Source organism: Streptomyces umbrinus, from assembly GCF_030817415.1.
Lineage (GTDB): Bacteria > Actinomycetota > Actinomycetes > Streptomycetales > Streptomycetaceae > Streptomyces > Streptomyces umbrinus_A.
In genome coordinates this window covers 3,414,687-3,432,032 of the sequence record NZ_JAUSZI010000002.1, presented here as the reverse complement: position 1 = coordinate 3,432,032, position 17,346 = coordinate 3,414,687, and the positions used below count along the sequence as shown (strand labels likewise).

Here is a 17,346-nt window from a genome sequence, read left to right as displayed (position 1 = left end):
ACACCGTGCCGGGCGGGCGGCTGCTTGGGGCCGACGCAACGGGCCGGCGGGCGGCTACTTCAGGCCGAAGGCCCGCAGTACGGTCTGGTCGATCCCGTTGCCGTCGCGGTCGGTGGCCCGCACGCGCAGCGACACCGATTCGGCACCCTTCGCCGGCTTGAACCGCGCCTTGCCGTTCTTGACCTTCACCTCCTTCCAGGACGCGCCGTCGTCGTAGGAGGCCCATGCCTTGAGCGTGCTCGCCCGGACGCTTCCCAGCTGGTTCGCGACCGGCAGCCCGATCTCCAACTCCCGGCCGCTCTTGGCCCGGTTGAGGAGGTCGAGGCCCTTCGGGGCGATACCGACGGTGAGCAGCGGCAGCGCCGTCGCGGTGTCGGTGTGCGCCGAGGCGAAGGTCCATTCGCTGTGGGTGCTCGTGGAGTACTTGGCCCAGTCCGTCCGGCGCTGCACGTCCAGTTCGAAGCGGTACGAGGCCTTGTCCGCCGCCACGTTGAAGATGCCGTACCCGCCGAGCGTCGAGTCACCGACGAGTTGCCCGTCCGCGTAGAGCTTGCCCTTCGCGGTGCTGTCGGTGCCGTCGATGTATCCGTAGTGGCCCGGCGTGGAGTCGCTCAACTCCGCCACCGAGAGGGTGAGTTCGTCGCCGGTGCGTTCGGAGAGGCCGTACTCCTCGCTGGTGCCGGGCCGGACGACCTGGCGCAGCCAGTTCTCGGTGGGCTCCGTGGCCGCCTTGCTGAAGGTGCGCAGCGGGCTCCACTGGCCCCTGAGCGTGTCCCAGTTCGGATAGACGACGTGCCGGGTGCGGGTGTCGGGGTCGACGTAGTAGTACTCGTCGCGTTCCGTGCCCAGCTCCAGGTACTTGCTGTTCTCGATGCTGAAGGCCTGCCAGGGGCGGAAGGTGTACACGGTGTCCGCGCCGATCTCGCCGGCCGTGGCTCCGTGGTAACGGGCCGTCCGCTTCACCGTGGTGGACTTGCCCAGGTCGTACGTCTGGTTCTTGGAGATGGAGCCGCTCTGCGCGGCGAGCAGGTTGTAGACGTACGGGCTGACCGGCGTGCCGCCCAGCTTCAGCGTGACCTTCTTGCCGGTCTTCTTGCCGGACTGCAGCAGGCCGGTGAGCCTGGCGCCCTCCTCGCCGGTGGCGATCATCAGCGGGACGGTGGTCGCGCGATCCACGGCCTCGATCCAGTAGCCGGGGGTCTTGCGGTACACGATGAGGTAACCGGCGCCGGCCTTGGTCGCGTTGTCCAGAGCGCTCTGTGCCCGCTCCGTGGCGCCGACCCCGACCACGGCCACCTTGCCCTTGACGTCGAGACCCGCGAAGTCGGCCTCGGTACCGCCGCCCGCGTCCACCGCCTGGACCTTGCGGTCACCGCTGATCTTCAACGGGAAGTCGTTGTACGTCTGGGAGTAGTAGATCGAGGACAGCTCGGACTTCTCCGGGCTGGTGACGCTCGCCGTCAACTCCTTCGCGTACACCCGGAACTTGGCGGAGAACTCCAGGGTTCCCTCGGTGACCTTCTCGGTCGGCGCCACATAGACGTGGTCGGTCCACCAGCCCTGGCTGTACGTCAGGCCCCAGGCGCTGCCCGGTCCTTCGCGGTGCCAGTTGGTGCTGAAGCCCTGGAACTCGGAGTCCTGCTTGGTCTTCGGCTTGATCTCGACGGCCTTGCGGGCGTCGAGGACGACCTCGGTGTCCCCGTTCACCTTGATCTCGGGGTTGCCCACGATCGAGGTGCCGACGGCGGTGCCGCCCCCGTCGCGGTCCGGGATCCAGGTCGCGATCGAGTAGGTGCCGGCCGGAACCTGCCAGGTCCAGCCGGTGCCGAGGAAGCCGTACTCGTCGGGGTACGCGCCGTTCAGTTCCTGGAGCGTGTAGATCGACGCCGCGGTGGACGGTTTGCCGTCGCGGCCCACGAGCGAGACCTTGAGGTCGTACGTCTTCGGCGCCTTCTCGAAGCCGACGGCCGTGGTGACCTGGATGCCGTCGGCGGTCGCCGTGACATGGCCCGTGTACCGGCCCTGGGCCTCCTTCGCGGGGTCGACGCCGACCGGGACCGTGGCGGTGCCCTTGGCCGGAACAGTCACCGTTCCGTCGCCCGGGACGGCCTCGGCGAGCGACGAGGCGACCTTCAACTCCACCGCAGTGTCAGTGGTGTTGGTGTACGTGATCTCCTTGGTGACGATCTCGGCGTCGCCGTCCTCGAACTTGCCGAAGCTCAGCGCCGGGGTCGCGAAGACACCTTGCCGGACCGCCCGTACGGCGTCGACCCTGCCGTCTCCCTGTTCGAACACGGAGTTGTCGGCATTCGTCTTCGCGGTACTGGCAAGGGCCTGCTTGATCTGCTGGCCCGTCCAGTCCGGATGGGCCTGCGCGACCAGGGCCGCCGCGCCCGAGACGTGCGGCGTCGCCATCGAAGTGCCGCCCGCCGTCGTGTAGTTGGCGTCGACGGGCGTGCCCATGGAGGTGCCCGAGGCGCGGGCCGCCGTGATGGCCGCGCCCGGAGCCGTGATCTCCGGCTTGACCGCGGAGTCGCCGAGGCGCGGGCCGCGGCTGGAGAACGGGGCGAGCTTGTCGGCCTTGTCGACCGCGCCCACCGTCAGCGCCGAGTCGGCGATGCCCGGGGTGCCGATGGTCTGCTCGGACGGGCCGGCGTTGCCCGCCGCGACGACGAAGAGGGTACCCGTGGAGGCGGACAGCTCGTCGACGCTCTGGCTGAGCGCGTCGGAGGGGCCCGACGCCGTACCGCCCAGCGACATCGACACGATCTTCGCGCCGGAGCGGGCCGCCCACTCCATGCCCGCGATGATCCACGAGGACTGGCCCCGGCCGTCGTTGCCCAGCACCTTGCCGACCAGCAGTTCGGCGCCCGGCGCGACTCCCTTGCGCTTGCCGTCCGATGCCGAGCCCGAGCCGACGATCGTGGACGCCACATGAGTGCCGTGGCCGTGACCGTCCTGCACCGCCTGGTCCGGTACGAAGCTCTGGGACTCGGCGACCTTCCCGGCGAGGTCCGGGTGTTCGGCGTCCACACCCGTGTCCAGGACCGCGACCTTGACGCCCTTGCCGTCGTAGCCCGACTGCCATACCTCGGGTGCGCCGATCTGCGGAACGCTCACGTCGAGGGACGCCTTCACCTTGGCGTCCAGCCAGATCTTCTCGATGCCGTCGCCGAGCTGCCGCGCGGCCTTCGAGGTCGCTTCGGTGCCGAGCGCGGGGGCGATGTCCGCCCAGAAGGCGGTGGACTTCTTCGCGCTCAGCGCGGCGCCGTCGATGCCGGGCAGCGCGAGTGTGCGTCGCGCGCCGTCGGGCGTCGCACTGCCCTTGCTGTAGGTGGCGATGAGCGGGGTGGCGCCGGTCCTGGCGTCGGCGTATCCCTGCTTCACCAGCTGGGTGATGTTGAAGAGCGCCGGATCGAGGCGGCCCGCCTGCAGCAGCGGGACGGCGTCCGCCGGGAGGACGCTGATCTCGCCGTCGCGCTCGCTGGACAGGAAGGTGGCGGCCTCACGGCCCTTGCCGCGCCGGACGTCGACGGCGTTCCTGCCGTCCGGTCCCGTGGTGAGCGACACGGTGTCGCCGGTGAGGAGGGTGACGGACTGAGTGGTTCCGGCGCCGGTCGCGGCGTCGTTCTTCGTGGTCGCGGCGTCGCTTGTGGCGGCGCTCTGTACGGGCGTGGCGTCGGGCATGGTGACCGCGGCCCCGGGACCGGCCGTCGCGGGCGTGATCGCCCCCGTGAGCAGTCCGGCCGCTCCGGCCACGGCCCAGAGGGCGTGGAGTCTTCGCATGGGTGGGCGTCCTCCCCTGAACGCTGACAACGCTTCCGGCCTGGTGGGCGGAAGCCAGTGATCAGAGTGGGCGCCGGGTGGCACGAGGCTCAAGGGATTCGCGTGGCCGAGGAATGCCAATGCCCCTTTTGGCCAGGGGAGTTGGCGGGTTCGCTACGCCGGGGGACGGGTCGCCGTCTGCCCCGGCCCACCGGGTCGCACGGCTGCGGCTCAGGCGGAACACAGGGTTCTGCCAGCGAACCGGGACAGGATCAAGACATGTCTGGCATCCGAAGGGAGCACGTCCGCGTGCTGAACGTCGACGACGAAACCGGCCACACGGGACCGCTCACCGCGGCGGGCATCAGGGTCGTCACCGAGGTCGTCACCGAGGTCGTCACCGCGACCGGTGGGCGGCCCTGCCGGGTGGCGGACGGCGCGTCCGTGCCGCGCGTCGCGCACAGCGGCATCGCGCACACTCGCATCGCACGCGGCGGCGTCCCGCACGCCGTCGTCCTCGACGGAACGCGACACGACACAGCCGGGCCGGAGCCCCGCACAGCCGGGCCGGAACCCCGCACAGACGGACTCACTTCGGCGCCGACGATCCACACCGGGCGAGGTGCCGCGCATGCCGCCAGACCGATGGAGGACGGGAGATGAGTTCGCGACTGCGACTCCGGGAGCGGCAGTGGGTGCAGCAGTGGGGGCGGCTGGGGGCGCGGTCGCCGCGGGACCACCGTGCCCAGCGCGGCCGCTCGCTGCGGTCCCGCCTCCCGCTGTTCGTCGGAGTCACCCTCGTCGCCGTGTGCGCGGTGACGGCGCTCACCGTCTTCCTCGTCCAACGCGCCTATCTGCTCGGCGATCTGGACCAGCGCGTCACCAACGCCGCCGAGCGCGTTCAGAGCGCGACCCGGGGCACGACCGAGGCCGGGCCGGCCGCCGACAAGGACCTGACGTTCCTCGACCAGCGAGGTCAGGACGTCGGCACGATCGCGGGCACGCTCGACGTCGACGGGTACGTATCGGCCGCCCGGGTCGTCCCCCAGGACGGCGACCCGCGAAATCTCAGCGCCGCCCAACGCGCCGCGCTCGACGGCATCGAGGCCGACGGCTCCCTGCACACCCGGACCGTGCCCGGCCTCGGCACCTACCGGGTCACCGCCCTCGCCGACAGCGGGCACGCCGTCCTCACCGGCCTGCCGATGGATGGCGTACAGGACATGATCCGGGACCTGATCGTGGTCGAGGCCGTGGTCGCCGTCGTCGGTCTCGCCGCCGCGGGCTGCGTCTGCGCCGTCGTCATCCGGCGTCAGCTGCGGCCGCTGGGACGGGTCGCCGCCACCGCCGTCGAGGTCTCCCGCTCACCCCTGGACCGGGGCGAGACCACCGGCCTCACCCCCGCATCCGGCCTCACCCGCGTATCCGAACGGGACACCGACCCCGGCAGCGAGGCAGGCCAGGTCGCCGCCGCGCTCAACCGCATGATCGACCACGTGGAGACCTCGCTCGCCCAACGGCAGCGCGGCGAGGAGGAGATCCGCCGCAGCGAGGAACGCATACGCCACCTCCTCGCCGACGCCAGCCATGAACTCCGTACGCCGCTCGCGGCCATCGCCGGTTACGCGGAACTGATGAACCGCGGCGCGGGCGTGATCGAGCCCACGCTGGCCTGGCGGAGGGTCTCCGCCGAGTCGGCCCGCATGACCGGCCTCGTGGAGGACCTCCTGCTGCTCGCCCGGCTCGACGAGGGCCGGCCGCCGCACGCGGCCGAGGCGGACCTCGCGGCCCTGGTCGCCGAGGCGGTATGGGACGCGCGAGCCGCCGGGAGCGACCACGACTGGCAGCTCGGACTGCTCCTCGACACCCCGGCGCTCGTCGTCGGCGACGAGGCCCGACTGCACCAGGTGGTGGCCAGTCTGTTGGCCAACGCGCGTATGCACACACCTGTGGGCACGACCGTCGTCACCTCGGTCGAGGCCACGGACGAGCGTCGCGTCATCCGGGTACGCGACAACGGCCCCGGCATCCCGCCCACTCTGCTCCCCAGGGTCTTCGAACGCTTCACCCGAGCCGACGCCTCGCGCTCCCGCCCGGACGCCAGGTCCGGCGGCTCCGGTCTGGGCCTCGCCATCGCGGCGGCGATCACACAGGCGCACGGGGGCCGGATCGGAGTCGAGAGCGAGCCGGGACGCACGGAGTTCACCATCGAACTGCCCGCCATCGGGATGCCCCGACTGCTGCCCGTGGACACGGTCTCGGCTCCCTCGACACCGACTCCGACGCCGACACAGGCCCAGGCACAGACGCCGGCACCCACGCCCGCACCGCCCTCCGCCCCGGCACCGACACGAGCCCCGGACATCGCCTCCTCGTCCATGAGCTGACAGCGACCGGTTTCCCAACCGTCGCGCGAACCGCACCCCGTCCGGGTGCGGCCCTTGTGCGTCAGGCGTTTACAGGTGTAGAGGTCCGCGCTAGCGTCAAAAGTACGTGGGGTGGGAGCGCTCCCACATCAGGTGGACCGGAACCCGCCCGGGGCACGCTCCCATCTCGCGTATCCGCACACGGACATCAACGGACATCCCTGGACACCACACGGCCCATGAACGAAGGGACGGACAGATCTGTCATGATCCTGACAACCCCCTCGCCCACCCCACGGACCCCGCGGCGATTACCGCTACCCGCCCGCGGCAGAGCCTTCCTCCTCATCCTGCTGGCCCTGGTCGTCACGATCCCGGCGCTCGGTCTGGTCGTCTCGGCCGGCGGCGAGGCGAAAGCCCACGGCACCCCCATGAAGCCCGGCAGCCGCACCTTCCTGTGCTGGCAGGACGGGCTCACCGACACCGGTGAGATCAAACCGATCAACCCGGCCTGCAAGAAGGCGCAGCAGGTCAGCGGCACGACCCCGTTCTACAACTGGTTCTCGGTGCTCCGCTCCGACGGCGCGGGGCGCACCCGCGGCTTCGTGCCCGACGGCGAGCTGTGCAGCGGTGGCAACACCAACTTCACGGGCTTCAACTCCCCGAGCGCCGACTGGCCGTTGACCCATCTGACCTCGGGCGCGACCGTCGACTTCTCCTACAACGCCTGGGCCGCGCACCCGGGTTGGTTCTACGTCTACATCTCCAAGGACGGCTTCGACCCGACCAGGTCGCTCACCTGGAACGACATGGAGGAACAGCCGTTCCTGAGCGTCGACCACCCGCCGCTCAACGGCTCCCCGGGCACGGTCGAGGCGAACTACTCCTGGTCGGGCAAGCTTCCCTCGGGCAAGTCGGGCCGCCATCTGATCTACATGGTCTGGCAGCGCTCGGACAGCGCGGAGACCTTCTACTCCTGTTCCGACGTCGTCTTCGACGGCGGCAACGGAGAGGTGACGGGCGTCCACGACCCGGGCAACCCGACCGAGCCCCCGCCCGGCGCCTGCTCCGCCACCCGCCGCACGACGGGCAACTGGTCCGGCGGCTACCAGTCCGAGGTCACCGTCACCAACACCGGTGAGGTGCCGATGCTCGGCTGGATGGTCGACTGGACACTGCCGGGCGGCCAGTCCGTCGCCAGCCTCTGGAGCGGCAACGCCACGTACAGCGGTCAGAACGTGATGGTTCACAACGCGGACTGGAACGGGTCGCTCGATCCGGGCGAGAGCGCCTCGTTCGGGTACGTCGTCCAGGGGTCCGGGGGGGATACGGCGACGGCCCTCGCCTGTCGGCCGGGCTGACCGGGGCCGGGCCGGTGAACCTGTGACTCCACCTGCTCGGACACCACCTGCTCGGGGCGGACCCGGTGGCCGTAATCCACCGGGTCCGCGAGCCGGGCAGGTTCGGGGGAAGTCCTGCCCGGATGGAACATGGTTTGTGCCGACCAGAGGACGCGACAACGTTGTCGAATGGTCTGACCGAGACTCTACTCCTCCAACAGACAACGCTGTCAAACCAGTTGGGCTTGAGCCGTCCGAGTGTCGGCCGCGCGAGCCCCTCGGCCGCCGGTCTCACACCGGGCGGGCAGGGTTCGGTGAACGGTCTCGCCTGCACCTGGCCGAACTCCCCGTCGGGCCGCCCGGACACCGCCTCGGCGACCGGCCAGACCGTCGAACTCTCTTCACCGGCAGCCAAGTTGAGCTTCCTCGGCAGCGCGGTCAACGGCAACCAGCAGACGCGGACCACCGTCACGTACGGCGACGGCACCACCGACTCCATTGTTCTCCGCAGGGAAATCCCGGCCTTCAGGCCGGGCGGGAATGCGATCCTGGGCCCGGAGGCGCGGAGCGCCGGAGTTCTCTGCGTCTTGGGGGTGACGGTCAGGCTGGGCGCTTCTGGTTCTCGATGTAGTCCTTGACGATGCTCAGTGGTGCGCCGCCGCAGGACCCGGCGAAGTAGGACGGGGACCAGAACACCGAGCCCGTGCCGATCCGGTTGATCCGGCCGGTGTACTCCGCCCGTAGGTACCGGGAGCTGACGCCCTTGAGGCTGTTGACGAGCTTGGACAGGGCGATTTTCGGCGGATAGTGCACGAGCAGGTGGACGTGATCGCCTTCGCCGTTGAACTCCTGCAGCTGCGCGCCGAAGCTCTCGCACACGTCCCGCATGATCTCCTCGCAGCGCGTCAGCATGTCGTCGCTGAAGACCTCACGTCGGTACTTGGTGACGAACACCAAGTGTGCGTGGAGGTGGTAGACGACGTGGTTTCCCCGTCTAATATCAGGATCTGGTTCCCAGCGTGGTGACATGCGCCAAGTGTAGTAGGATCAAGCGGACTCGACCGGAGGGGGGTGGGCTGGGATGATCCGTGCGTACAAGTTCCTCATGCGGCCCACCGTCCGCCAGGAGCAGGCGCTGGGCGAGATGCTGCGGGACCACTGCTCCCTCTACAACGGGGCCCTGCAGGAACGGCGCGACGCCTATCGCCACAGCTCGAAGACCACCGTCAGGTACGGGATGCAGTCCGTGCAGCTCAAAGAGATCCGGGTGTTCGACCCGGAGCGTCAGGGCCGCTGGTCGTTCTCCTCGCAGCAGGCCACGCTGCGCCGACTGGACAAGGCGTTCGCCGCGTTCTTCCGTCGGGTCAAGTCCGGTGAGACGCCCGGCTATCCGCGCTTTCGCGGGGTGAACTGGTTCGACACGGTGGACTTCCCGAAAGACGGGGACGGCTGCCGGTGGGACTCCACCCCGCACGACCCCGTCACCCGCGTCCGCTTCCAGGGCGTCGGCCACGTCAGGGTCAACCAGCACCGCCCGGTGGCCGGCCGGGTCAAGACCGTGTCGGTCAAGCGCGAGGGCCGTAAGTGGTTCGTCGTGCTGACCGCCGAGCAGGAGCGGCCCGGGCTGCTGCCCGCGACCGGCAGCGTGGTCGGGATCGACCTGGGTATCGCCAACTTCCTCGCCGACTCGAACGGCGAGTTCGTACCCAACCCGCGCCACGGCCGCCGCGCGGCTGAGAAGCTCGAGGCAGCGCAGCAGGCCCTGTCCCGGTTCCCGCGCCGTAAGGCGAAGGACCGCACCGCCAACCACCAGCGTGCGGTGGAGAAGGTTGCCCAGCTGCACGGCAAGGTGCGTCGTCAGCGGCTCGACCACGCCCACAAGACCGCCCTCGGCCTGGTCCGTGAGCATGACTTCATCGCGCACGAAGACCTCAAGATCCGCAATATGAGCAAGGCTCCCGTTCCGAGGTCCGACCCTGACCAGCCAGGCGTGTTCTTGCCCAACGGGGCCGCCGCGAAGGCCGGGCTCAACAAGTCGATCAGCGATGCCGGTTGGGGGGTGTTCCTGACGATCCTGTACGCCAAGGCTGAAAGCGCCGGACGGGAAGTGATCGCCGTGGACCCCCGCAACACCTCCCGCGAGTGCCCCGAATGCGGGCACACCGCGAAGGAGAACCGGCCCACACAGGAGAAGTTCCACTGCGTCGCATGCGGCCACAACGCGCACGCTGACACGGTCGGGGCGCTCAACGTTCTCCGGGCCGGGCTGGTCCGTCGCGACGCCAACCCGGCGTAACGAGAAGCCCCCGGCTTCAGCCGGGGGAGGAGTCACCGACCTCTCCTTCACCGACTGGACCGTCGGCGGCGGAGGCGGCACCGTCCAGTACGGCAACGAGGTCGTCGCCCGGGCCGCGTACCGGAACGTCGCGGGCGCCGACAAGGACCCGGTCGCCACCTACGTCTTCGCCACGAAGCCGTTCGAGGCGCCGGCAGGCAGGACGATCAGGAGCGTGAAGCTGCCGGACAACGCGGATCTGCACGTGTTCACCGTCGCGGTGAACTGAACTCCCCTTCCAGGCAGGCCAATCCGCCTCCGTCGGTGCTCCAACCGGCGGAGGCGGTAGCGTGTGCGATTCCGACGATCGCCCCGGAGGACGAGCCATGCGCGCGCGAGAGACAGTGCTGCGGCCCGCGGCCGTCTGCCTGGCACTGGTGATGCCGCTGGGCGGACTCGCCGGGTGCGGCTCAGGCGTCGGCGCCGCGAAGAAGTCGTGGATCTCAGTGCCGGAACAGTTCTATCTCCGGCCGCCCGGGGACAAGTCCGGTCCGACGAACAAGGTGCCCTTCCACGTCCAGGCCGAGGACGTGAAGGCCAGGAGCCGCGTCGGAACGCAGGACCACCGGCTCACGGTGGACGTCACCGGGTCCGAGCAGGCGGTACGGCTCAAGATCTCGGACATCCGCAAGAAGAACCCCAGGTGCGTCGGGACCGACACCCGGGTCGTCTGCAAGGTGAGCGGCGCCTACAACAGCTGGTCCGACATCGACCGCGTCTATCCGTACGCCGCCCCGGGCAGCAAGCCGGGCGACAGCGGAACGGTCCGCTTCAGCTTCACCACCGAGAAGGGGAAGAAGCTCAGCGCCCGCACCCGGGTCGTCGTCGGCGAGCCCGTGGTGAAGGTGCGGACGACGAAGGTGTTCAAGGACGTCGGGCCCGGCTCCGTCCTCAGCACGCCCGTCGTGGTCCGCAACACCGGGGAGGTGCCCGTGCGTGGCGTCGGCCTGCAACTCTCCGTCGGCACGGGCCTGCGCTTCAAGGACCAGTACGGCAACTGCCGTTACCCGGAGCCGCAGAAGGGCTCCCTCGCGATGTGCGAGTTCCCCGGCGTGCGCATACCGCCCGGGCAGGCGGTCGTCCTCCGCCCGGCCCTGGCACTGGACGTCGCCAGAACGGAGATGTACTCCTCGTTCCGCCAGCAGGCGTGGGCCCTGGACATGGGCCCCGCCAAGTACAGCGTGGTGCCCGAGGGCGGCGACCGCGGCGACGGGCCCCGGCTGACGACCGCGACCGCGAACGGCTCCGACCTGAAGGGGACGTTCGCCGGCGGCGAGGTGTGGAGCGAGGTTCAGGTGGACACGTACGCAGACTTCGAGGTCTTCGCCGTCGAGGTGAGCGGCGAGCGCGGCAGCGAGCACACCGTGCGGCTGAAGGTCCGCAACAACGGGCCCGCCAACCCCGGGAGCACGACACTGCTGTTCACCCCGCCGGAGAGCGCCACCGTGGTGAAGCAGCCCATGGAGGCCATCGACGAGGGCGTGTACGAGCCCTACTGCGACCTCGAAAAGGGCACGTACTCCTGCTCCGTGGGGAGCGGACTCGAAGCGGGCAAGACACGCACCTTCGACTTCAGGCTCCGCCTCGGCGGGCCGAGCGAGGGCAGCGTGCGGGTGACGGACGTCCCCGATTCCGACCGCCGGGACCCCGATCCCGCCAACGACACGGCACCGGTTACCGTCCTGCCGTAACCGGTGCCGTGTACGCCGTGCGCGTGCTGTCGAGCCGTGCGTCAGCTCAGCAGTTCCACCTCCGACAGCGTCGCCTCACCGTCGAGGACCAGCCGGTACTTGGTGTACGACCCGGGCGCCGCGACCGAGAACGCCCGTGTCTGCCGGTCCCAGGTGAAGGACTGACCGGACCGCTTGTCGAGGTCCTTCCACGTGGTCCCGTCGGACGAGCCCTGGAGGACCCAGCCCTGCGGAGCCTTGGAGCGCTCGGCCGAAGTCAGCGTGTACTGAACGGCCTTGGCCCGGTCGGCGGTCGGCAGTTCGACGGACTCGATGGTCGCGTTCGTCGCCGAGGTGTTGTCGAACAACTCGCCCTCGCCCTTGATGACATCGCTGCGGGGCGACGGCACCTTGTCGTCCTCGGTGATCGAGACGGGCGCCGCGTTCTTCCCGGTGCCCCACGAGGACGGCTTCGAGCCCATGTCGAACTCCAGCACGCCACCACGGGAGATGATCGAGTGAGGGAGCGAAGTCTTCGTCCAGGCCTTGCCGTTGACCTTCAGGCCCTGCACGTAGACGTTCTTCGCGCTGTTCTTCGGTGCCTTCACGACGAGCTCCCGGCCGTTCTCCAGGTGCACGGTCGCCTTGGTGAACAGCGGTGAGCCGACGGCGTATTCGCCGCTGCCCATCACCAGCGGGTAGAAGCCGAGCGACGAGAAGAGGAACCAGGCCGACTGCTCGCCGTTGTCCTCGTCGCCGTGGTAGCCCTGCCCGATCTCGCTGCCGGTGTAGAGCCGGGACAGCACCTCGCGGACGTTCTTCTGCGTCTTCCAGGGCTGACTCGCCGCGTTGTACATGTAGTTGACATGGTGGGCGACCTGGTTGGAGTGCCCGTACATGCCCATCCGTACGTCACGCGCCTCGGTCATCTCGTGGATGACGCCCCCGTACGAGCCGACGAACTCGGGCGAGGCGGTCTCGGGTGTCGCGAAGTACGTGTCGAGCTTCTCCGCGAGCCCGGAGCGGCCGCCGTACAGGTTGGCGAGGCCGCGGGAGTCCTGGGGCGCGGTGAAGGCGTAGCCCCAGCCGTTCGTCTCGGTGTAGTCGTAACCCCACACCCTCGGGTCGAACTTGGACGACTCGACCCGCCAGTCGCCCTTGTCGTCACGGCCCTGGAAGAAGCCCGCCTTGTCGTCGAACAACTTCACGTATTCCTGGGCGCGGTTGAGGAAATACTCGGCCTCCTCCTTGTAGCGCTTCTCGCCCGTCTCCCTGTAGAGGGCCTGGCCCATCTTCGAGATGCCGTAGTCGTTGAGGTAGCCCTCGAGTGCCCACGACAGGCCCTCGTGCGTGTCGGTGCTCGTGTAGCCGAGGAACGGCGAGGTCGCCATGCCCTTGCGGCCCACGCCCGAGGAGGGCGGCACGACGGTGGCGTTCTTGACCGCCGCGTCGTACGCCGACTTCGCGTCGAAGTCGACCCCCTTCACGTACGCGTCCGCGAACGCCACGTCGGACGAGGTGCCGGTCATCAGGTCCGCGTAGCCGGGCGAGGACCAGCGAGAGGTCCAGCCGCCGTCCTTGTACTGCTGCACGAACCCGTCGACCATCTCACCCGCCTGACCGGGCGTCAGGAGCGAGTAGGCCGGCCAGGTCGTCCGATAGGTGTCCCAGAACCCGTTGTTGACGTACACCTTGCCGTCGACGATCTTCGCGCCGGTGTGCGTCGGGGTGTCCGGGCCGGGCATCGGCGAGAACGGCGAGGCGTACTGGTACTTCCCACCGACCTTCTCGAAGCCGGAGTTGGGGTACAGGTACAGCCGGTAGAGGCTGGAGTAGAGGGTCGTCAGCTGGTCCGGCGTCGCACCCTCGACCTCGACCTTGCCGAGGATCTTGTCCCACTGCTTCTGGGCGCGCGACTTGACCGCGTCGAAGGACGTGCCGTCCGGGATCTCCTGACGGAGGTTGTCCTTGGCCTGGTCGATGCTGATCAGGGAGGTGGCCAGGCGGAGCGTGACCGTGCGGTCCTCGCCCGCCTCGAACTTCAGGTAGCCCTTCACACCGGAGGAGCTGCCCTCGGCGACCTCCGCGTCGAAGACCCCGTACACGAAGAGGCGGGTCGCGCCCGTCGACAGGCCGGACTTCACGTCCGAGTAGCCCGTGAAGGTCCCGTTCTCCTTGTTGAGGGTGAGGCCCGCCTGGTCGGTGACGTTGTCGAAGACGACGCTCGCGTCGTTGCCGGGGTAGGTGAAGCGCATGGCCGCCGCGTGGTCCGTCGGCGCCATCTCCGTCTTCAGGCCGTTCTCGAACCGCACCCCGTAGTAGTACGGGCGTGCCGTCTCGTTCTCGTGCTTGAAGGGCAGCGCGCGGGCCGTGCGGCCCGTCTCCGGGGTGCCGGACGCGGCCGACGGCATCACCTGGAAGGTCTGCCGGTCACCCATCCAGGGGCTCGGCTCATGACTCGCGCTGAACGCCTGTATGGTCGGCAGATTGTCCGCGTTGTTCGCGCGCGCGTAGTCGTAGAGCCAGCTGAGCGAACCCGCGTTCGTCACCGGCGTCCAGAAGTTGAAGCCGTGCGGCACGGCCGTCGCCGGGAAGTTGTTGCCGCGCGAGAAGCCGCCGCTGGAGTTGGTGCCACGGGTGGTGGACGCGTAGTCCGAGAGATGCGCCTTCGGCTTCTCGGGCTTCTGCACGCTCAGGTTCACGTCGTCCAGCCATCCGCGGAACTTCGCGGGCCCCTTCGGGGAGTCGTAGGCGACCAGGATCCGGTCGACCGTCCGGCCGGCCGCGACCGAGCCGATCCGGGAGACGACGTTGTTCCACTGGTTGACGTACAGCACCTTCGAGGCGCCCTGGCCCTGCGGAGTCAGCGGGAAGCCGTGCTGGTCCTGGGCCCGCAGGTCGCTCAGATAGGTGCCGTCCGTGAAGGCCAGGTCCACCGACACGTTCGTGGCGTCGTAGTCCCGGTCGCCGTCCGCCATCGACGGGAAGACCCGGTACGCCAGCTCGGTGTCGCGGCCCACGGCCACGTTCACGTCGAAGACCTTGTTGTATGAATAGGCGCGGCCGTCCGCCTTGTGGGTGCCCGCGTACCGGAGGGCCTTCTTGCCCGTGAAGCCCGCGCCGGACTTCGCGGTCGGGGAGCCGCTTGGGCCGCGGTCCACCAGCGAGAGCATGTCCTTGGGCGTCGGCTCCTCGCCGCCGCCCGTCGAGAACTGCACGTCGGCGAGTTGCAGGGCGTCCGAAGCACCGTTGTTCTTGGTGATGTCGAGCCGGAAGTGCTGGTACTCCGCGGGCTCCGCGAGGTCGTACGACTTCGTCTGGAAGCGCTCGCCGAAGGACTCGCCCGTGCGGTTGTCGAGGGTCTTCCAGTCCTTGCCGTCCGTGGACCCCTGGAGGGTCCAGTCGACCGGGTCGCGCTCGTCGTGGTCGTTGGCCGACGTGAGCGCGTACGTCACCAGCTTGACCGGGGCGTCCAGCTCGAACTCCACCCAGCCGGTGGGCGCGAAGGTCAGCCATTTGGTGCCGGGCTCGACGTCGACGAGGTTCTCCTTCACCTCGCCCGAGCCCGAGTTCTCGCCGCTCGCGCTGACGTCCGTGACGTGCTCGGTCACATTGCCGGGAATGCCGGTGCTGAATCCGCCGTCGACACCCGACGAACGCTTCGAACCATCGGCGGCGGTGTCGACCGTATTCAGCCAGTCGGGTGCGGGTTCACCCGCCTCGAAGGAGGAACCGAACTCGCGGTCCGCGGCGGCGGCTTCGGCCGGACGGGCGATCGCGGCGCCCTGCGAGGCCACCACCAGCGCGAAGGCGGTCGCTCCGAGGACCGCCGTGGAACCCCATCCGTGCCGTGCCCTGATCCGAGATCTGTGCGGAGATCCTTGCCGAGATCTGTGGTGCATGCGCCAGCACCCTCCCTGTCACGTGCGCCTGGACAACGTTGTCATATTTGCTGCGCAGGTCCAGTAGGGAGTCAAGTGGTCAGGGATGTCAAGGGTGTTGGACGTGGCGTATGGGGGTATTGGTCATGCCTGACCCAATGGTCCGCCGGTGGCTCACCTGTCGGCTTCCTGTTCGGCGGCTGATCGTCCCCTGATCGCTCGCTGTGGCGGCGGACCTGCGGGCAGCTGATATTTCCGCGAGGTCTCACTTCGGGAAAGAGTGTCGGCCAACCGTGCATTCGATCTTGCTCAGCTGGCGGGAAGTGGACTATACCTGTCGGCGTCCGCCCAGTCGTTCGACGGGCCGCGGACAGATGAATGGCCACGGGGAAGAGGGGGCGCGGCGCATGCCGGGCGTCGTGTATTCCCGCTGATCCCGGTGCTTGACAAGCGCACGACCCCAGCTTCAACAACCCGCGGTGCCGGGGAGGGTCCGGTTCACCGCCTGAGTCCTGATGAAGGCGAGGACTTGAGCATGGGATCCACTTCCGCCAACAACCGTGAGGGTATCGGCCGCCGCGATCTGATCAAGCGGTCCGCTGCACTCGGCCTGATTTCCGTACCCACGATGAGTTTCCTGTCGGCGTGTGCCAGCAGCGACAGTGGTGGCGACGAAAAGGTCGACAAGGGCAAGAAGACCAAGGAGAATCCGCTCGCCGTCAATGAGACCGCCCCGTTGGAGATCGTCATCTTCGACGGCGGTTTCGGCACGAAATACGCCGAGGACGCCAAGGCGGTCTACGAGAAGAACTTCCCGAAGGCGAAGGTCAAGTTCTCCTCGACCCAGAAGATCCAGTCGGTCCTGCAGCCGCGCTTCAACCAGGGAACCCCGCCGGACCTGATCGACAACTCGGGCGCCGAGCAGATGGACATGGGCGTCCTCGTGGGCAAGAAGCAGCTCGCGGACCTCACGCCCCTGCTGGACGCGGCCTCCGTCGACGACCCGAGCAAGAAGGTCCGCGACACGCTGCGCCCCGGCATCGTCGAGATGGGCCAGTTCGACGGCGACCCGGTCTGGATCATGTACTACGCGTACACCGTCTACGGCGTGTGGTACTCCCAGAAGGCGCTGGACTCCCTCGACGCCACGTACCCGGAGACCTGGGACGAGATGCTCGCGGTCTGCGAGAAGGCGAAGAAGAAGGACATGGCGGGCTGGACGTACGCGGGCAAGCACCCGTACTACCTCCCCTTCTCGCTCTATCCGATGATCGCCAAGGTCGGCGGCACCGAGGTCCTCGACGCCATCGACAACCTCGAGCCGAACGCCTGGAAGCACCCCGCGGTCAAGACCTGCTTCGAGGCGTACTACGAGCTCTACAAGAAGGGCTACATCCTCAAGGGCACGCCGGGCCTGGACCACATCCAGTCCCAGACCGCCTGGACCGAGGGCAAGGCGCTCTTCATCCCGAACGGCTCCTGGGTGGAGAACGAGGCGGCGAAGACGATGCCGAAGGACTTCAACCTCGCGGTGTCCGCGCCCACCGGCATCGACAGCTCGGACAAGATGCCCTTCGGGACCATCTGGGCGTCCGGCGGCGAGCCCTTCATCGTCCCCGCCAAGGCCAAGAACACCGACGGCGGCATGGAGCAGCTGCGCATCATGCTCAGCGAGGCCTCGTCGAAGAACTTCACCGAGTCCGTCAAGTCGCTGACCGCGTTCAACGGCGGCACCGACGGCATCGACCTGACCCCGGGCCTCAAGTCCGGTGTCGCGGCCCTGGAGAAGGCCGGCGACAACGTGGTCAACCCGCGCATCCAGGACTGGTACGTGGCGCTGCAGAAGGAGAAGATCGGGGTCGGCGGCCTCGGCGAGATGATGGCGGGGCGGCTCACCCCGGCCGAGGCCATCAAGAAGATCCAGGGCTATGCCGACGAAGCGGCCAAGGACGACTCCATCCAGCACTACAAGCACCAGTGAGCACAGCC

General features: G+C 68.8%; 9 protein-coding genes and 2 pseudogenes. 8 read left to right on the top strand and 3 right to left on the bottom strand.

The features are described from left to right. Positions 1–54: 54 nt before the first annotated feature. Positions 55–3,786, bottom strand: a complete 3,732-nt coding sequence (locus QF035_RS15085) for a S8 family peptidase (RefSeq protein WP_307520827.1) — start codon at positions 3,784–3,786, stop codon at positions 55–57. Between the two features lie 258 nt (positions 3,787–4,044). On the opposite strand from QF035_RS15085, the gene QF035_RS15080 reads away from it, so the two are divergent. The 4 genes and pseudogenes from QF035_RS15080 to QF035_RS15065 all read left to right on the top strand — a co-directional run. Further along, the gene (locus tag QF035_RS15080) at positions 4,045–4,428 is read left to right on the top strand and encodes a hypothetical protein (protein WP_307520826.1); all 384 of its coding nucleotides are present in this window, start codon (positions 4,045–4,047) and stop codon (positions 4,426–4,428) included. Continuing rightward, positions 4,425–6,152: a sensor histidine kinase gene (locus QF035_RS15075; protein ID WP_307520824.1), complete on the top strand. Its 1,728-nt coding sequence runs from the start codon at positions 4,425–4,427 to the stop codon at positions 6,150–6,152. Before QF035_RS15080 ends, QF035_RS15075 begins: the two co-directional genes overlap by 4 nt. 245 nt (positions 6,153–6,397) lie before the next feature. Then, positions 6,398–7,492, top strand: coding sequence for a lytic polysaccharide monooxygenase auxiliary activity family 9 protein (locus QF035_RS15070; protein WP_307520823.1), 1,095 nt, complete (start codon positions 6,398–6,400; stop codon positions 7,490–7,492). Positions 7,493–7,746: 254 nt separating this feature from the next. Beyond that, positions 7,747–7,977, top strand: a pseudogene (locus tag QF035_RS15065) (hypothetical protein); the annotation flags it as partial. Positions 7,978–8,071: 94 nt separating this feature from the next. Here the strand turns inward: QF035_RS15065 and tnpA are convergent. Next, complete coding sequence (gene tnpA / locus QF035_RS15060; protein ID WP_307520822.1) at positions 8,072–8,500, bottom strand: IS200/IS605 family transposase; 429 nt, start codon at positions 8,498–8,500, stop codon at positions 8,072–8,074. Between the two features lie 52 nt (positions 8,501–8,552). Between tnpA and QF035_RS15055 the strand changes: the two genes are divergently transcribed. The 3 genes and pseudogenes from QF035_RS15055 (at position 8,553) to QF035_RS15045 (ending at position 11,497) form a co-directional block, all read left to right on the top strand. Continuing rightward, positions 8,553–9,767 (top strand): RNA-guided endonuclease InsQ/TnpB family protein, encoded by a 1,215-nt coding sequence (locus QF035_RS15055; protein ID WP_307520821.1) that lies wholly within the window; start codon positions 8,553–8,555, stop codon positions 9,765–9,767. Between the two features lie 37 nt (positions 9,768–9,804). Beyond that, positions 9,805–10,035: pseudogene (locus QF035_RS15050) on the top strand (hypothetical protein); the annotation flags it as partial. A 97-nt stretch (positions 10,036–10,132) separates the two neighbouring features. Beyond that, complete coding sequence (locus tag QF035_RS15045; protein ID WP_307520820.1) at positions 10,133–11,497, top strand: hypothetical protein; 1,365 nt, start codon at positions 10,133–10,135, stop codon at positions 11,495–11,497. A gap of 41 nt (positions 11,498–11,538) precedes the next feature. Here QF035_RS15045 and QF035_RS15040 read toward each other — a convergent pair whose 3' ends face one another. After that, positions 11,539–15,378, bottom strand: coding sequence for a GH92 family glycosyl hydrolase (locus tag QF035_RS15040; RefSeq protein ID WP_373466657.1), 3,840 nt, complete (start codon positions 15,376–15,378; stop codon positions 11,539–11,541). A gap of 514 nt (positions 15,379–15,892) precedes the next feature. On the opposite strand from QF035_RS15040, the gene ngcE reads away from it, so the two are divergent. After that, on the top strand, positions 15,893–17,338 hold the full coding sequence (gene ngcE, locus QF035_RS15035; RefSeq protein WP_307520818.1) for an N-acetylglucosamine/diacetylchitobiose ABC transporter substrate-binding protein: 1,446 nt from the start codon (positions 15,893–15,895) through the stop codon (positions 17,336–17,338). Positions 17,339–17,346: the final 8 nt, after the last annotated feature.

Excerpts from the sequence above, each read along its gene's own strand:
- QF035_RS15085 (WP_307520827.1), bottom strand. The coding sequence starts at position 3,786 with ATGCGAAGACTCCACGCCCTCTGGGCCGTGGCCGGAGCGGCCGGACTG.
- QF035_RS15080 (WP_307520826.1), top strand. The coding sequence starts at position 4,045 with ATGTCTGGCATCCGAAGGGAGCACGTCCGCGTGCTGAACGTCGACGAC.
- QF035_RS15075 (WP_307520824.1), top strand. The coding sequence starts at position 4,425 with ATGAGTTCGCGACTGCGACTCCGGGAGCGGCAGTGGGTGCAGCAGTGG.
- QF035_RS15070 (WP_307520823.1), top strand. The coding sequence starts at position 6,398 with ATGATCCTGACAACCCCCTCGCCCACCCCACGGACCCCGCGGCGATTA.
- tnpA (WP_307520822.1), bottom strand. The coding sequence starts at position 8,500 with ATGTCACCACGCTGGGAACCAGATCCTGATATTAGACGGGGAAACCAC.
- QF035_RS15055 (WP_307520821.1), top strand. The coding sequence starts at position 8,553 with ATGATCCGTGCGTACAAGTTCCTCATGCGGCCCACCGTCCGCCAGGAG.
- QF035_RS15045 (WP_307520820.1), top strand. The coding sequence starts at position 10,133 with ATGCGCGCGCGAGAGACAGTGCTGCGGCCCGCGGCCGTCTGCCTGGCA.
- QF035_RS15040 (WP_373466657.1), bottom strand. The coding sequence starts at position 15,378 with ATGCACCACAGATCTCGGCAAGGATCTCCGCACAGATCTCGGATCAGG.
- ngcE (WP_307520818.1), top strand. The coding sequence starts at position 15,893 with ATGGGATCCACTTCCGCCAACAACCGTGAGGGTATCGGCCGCCGCGAT.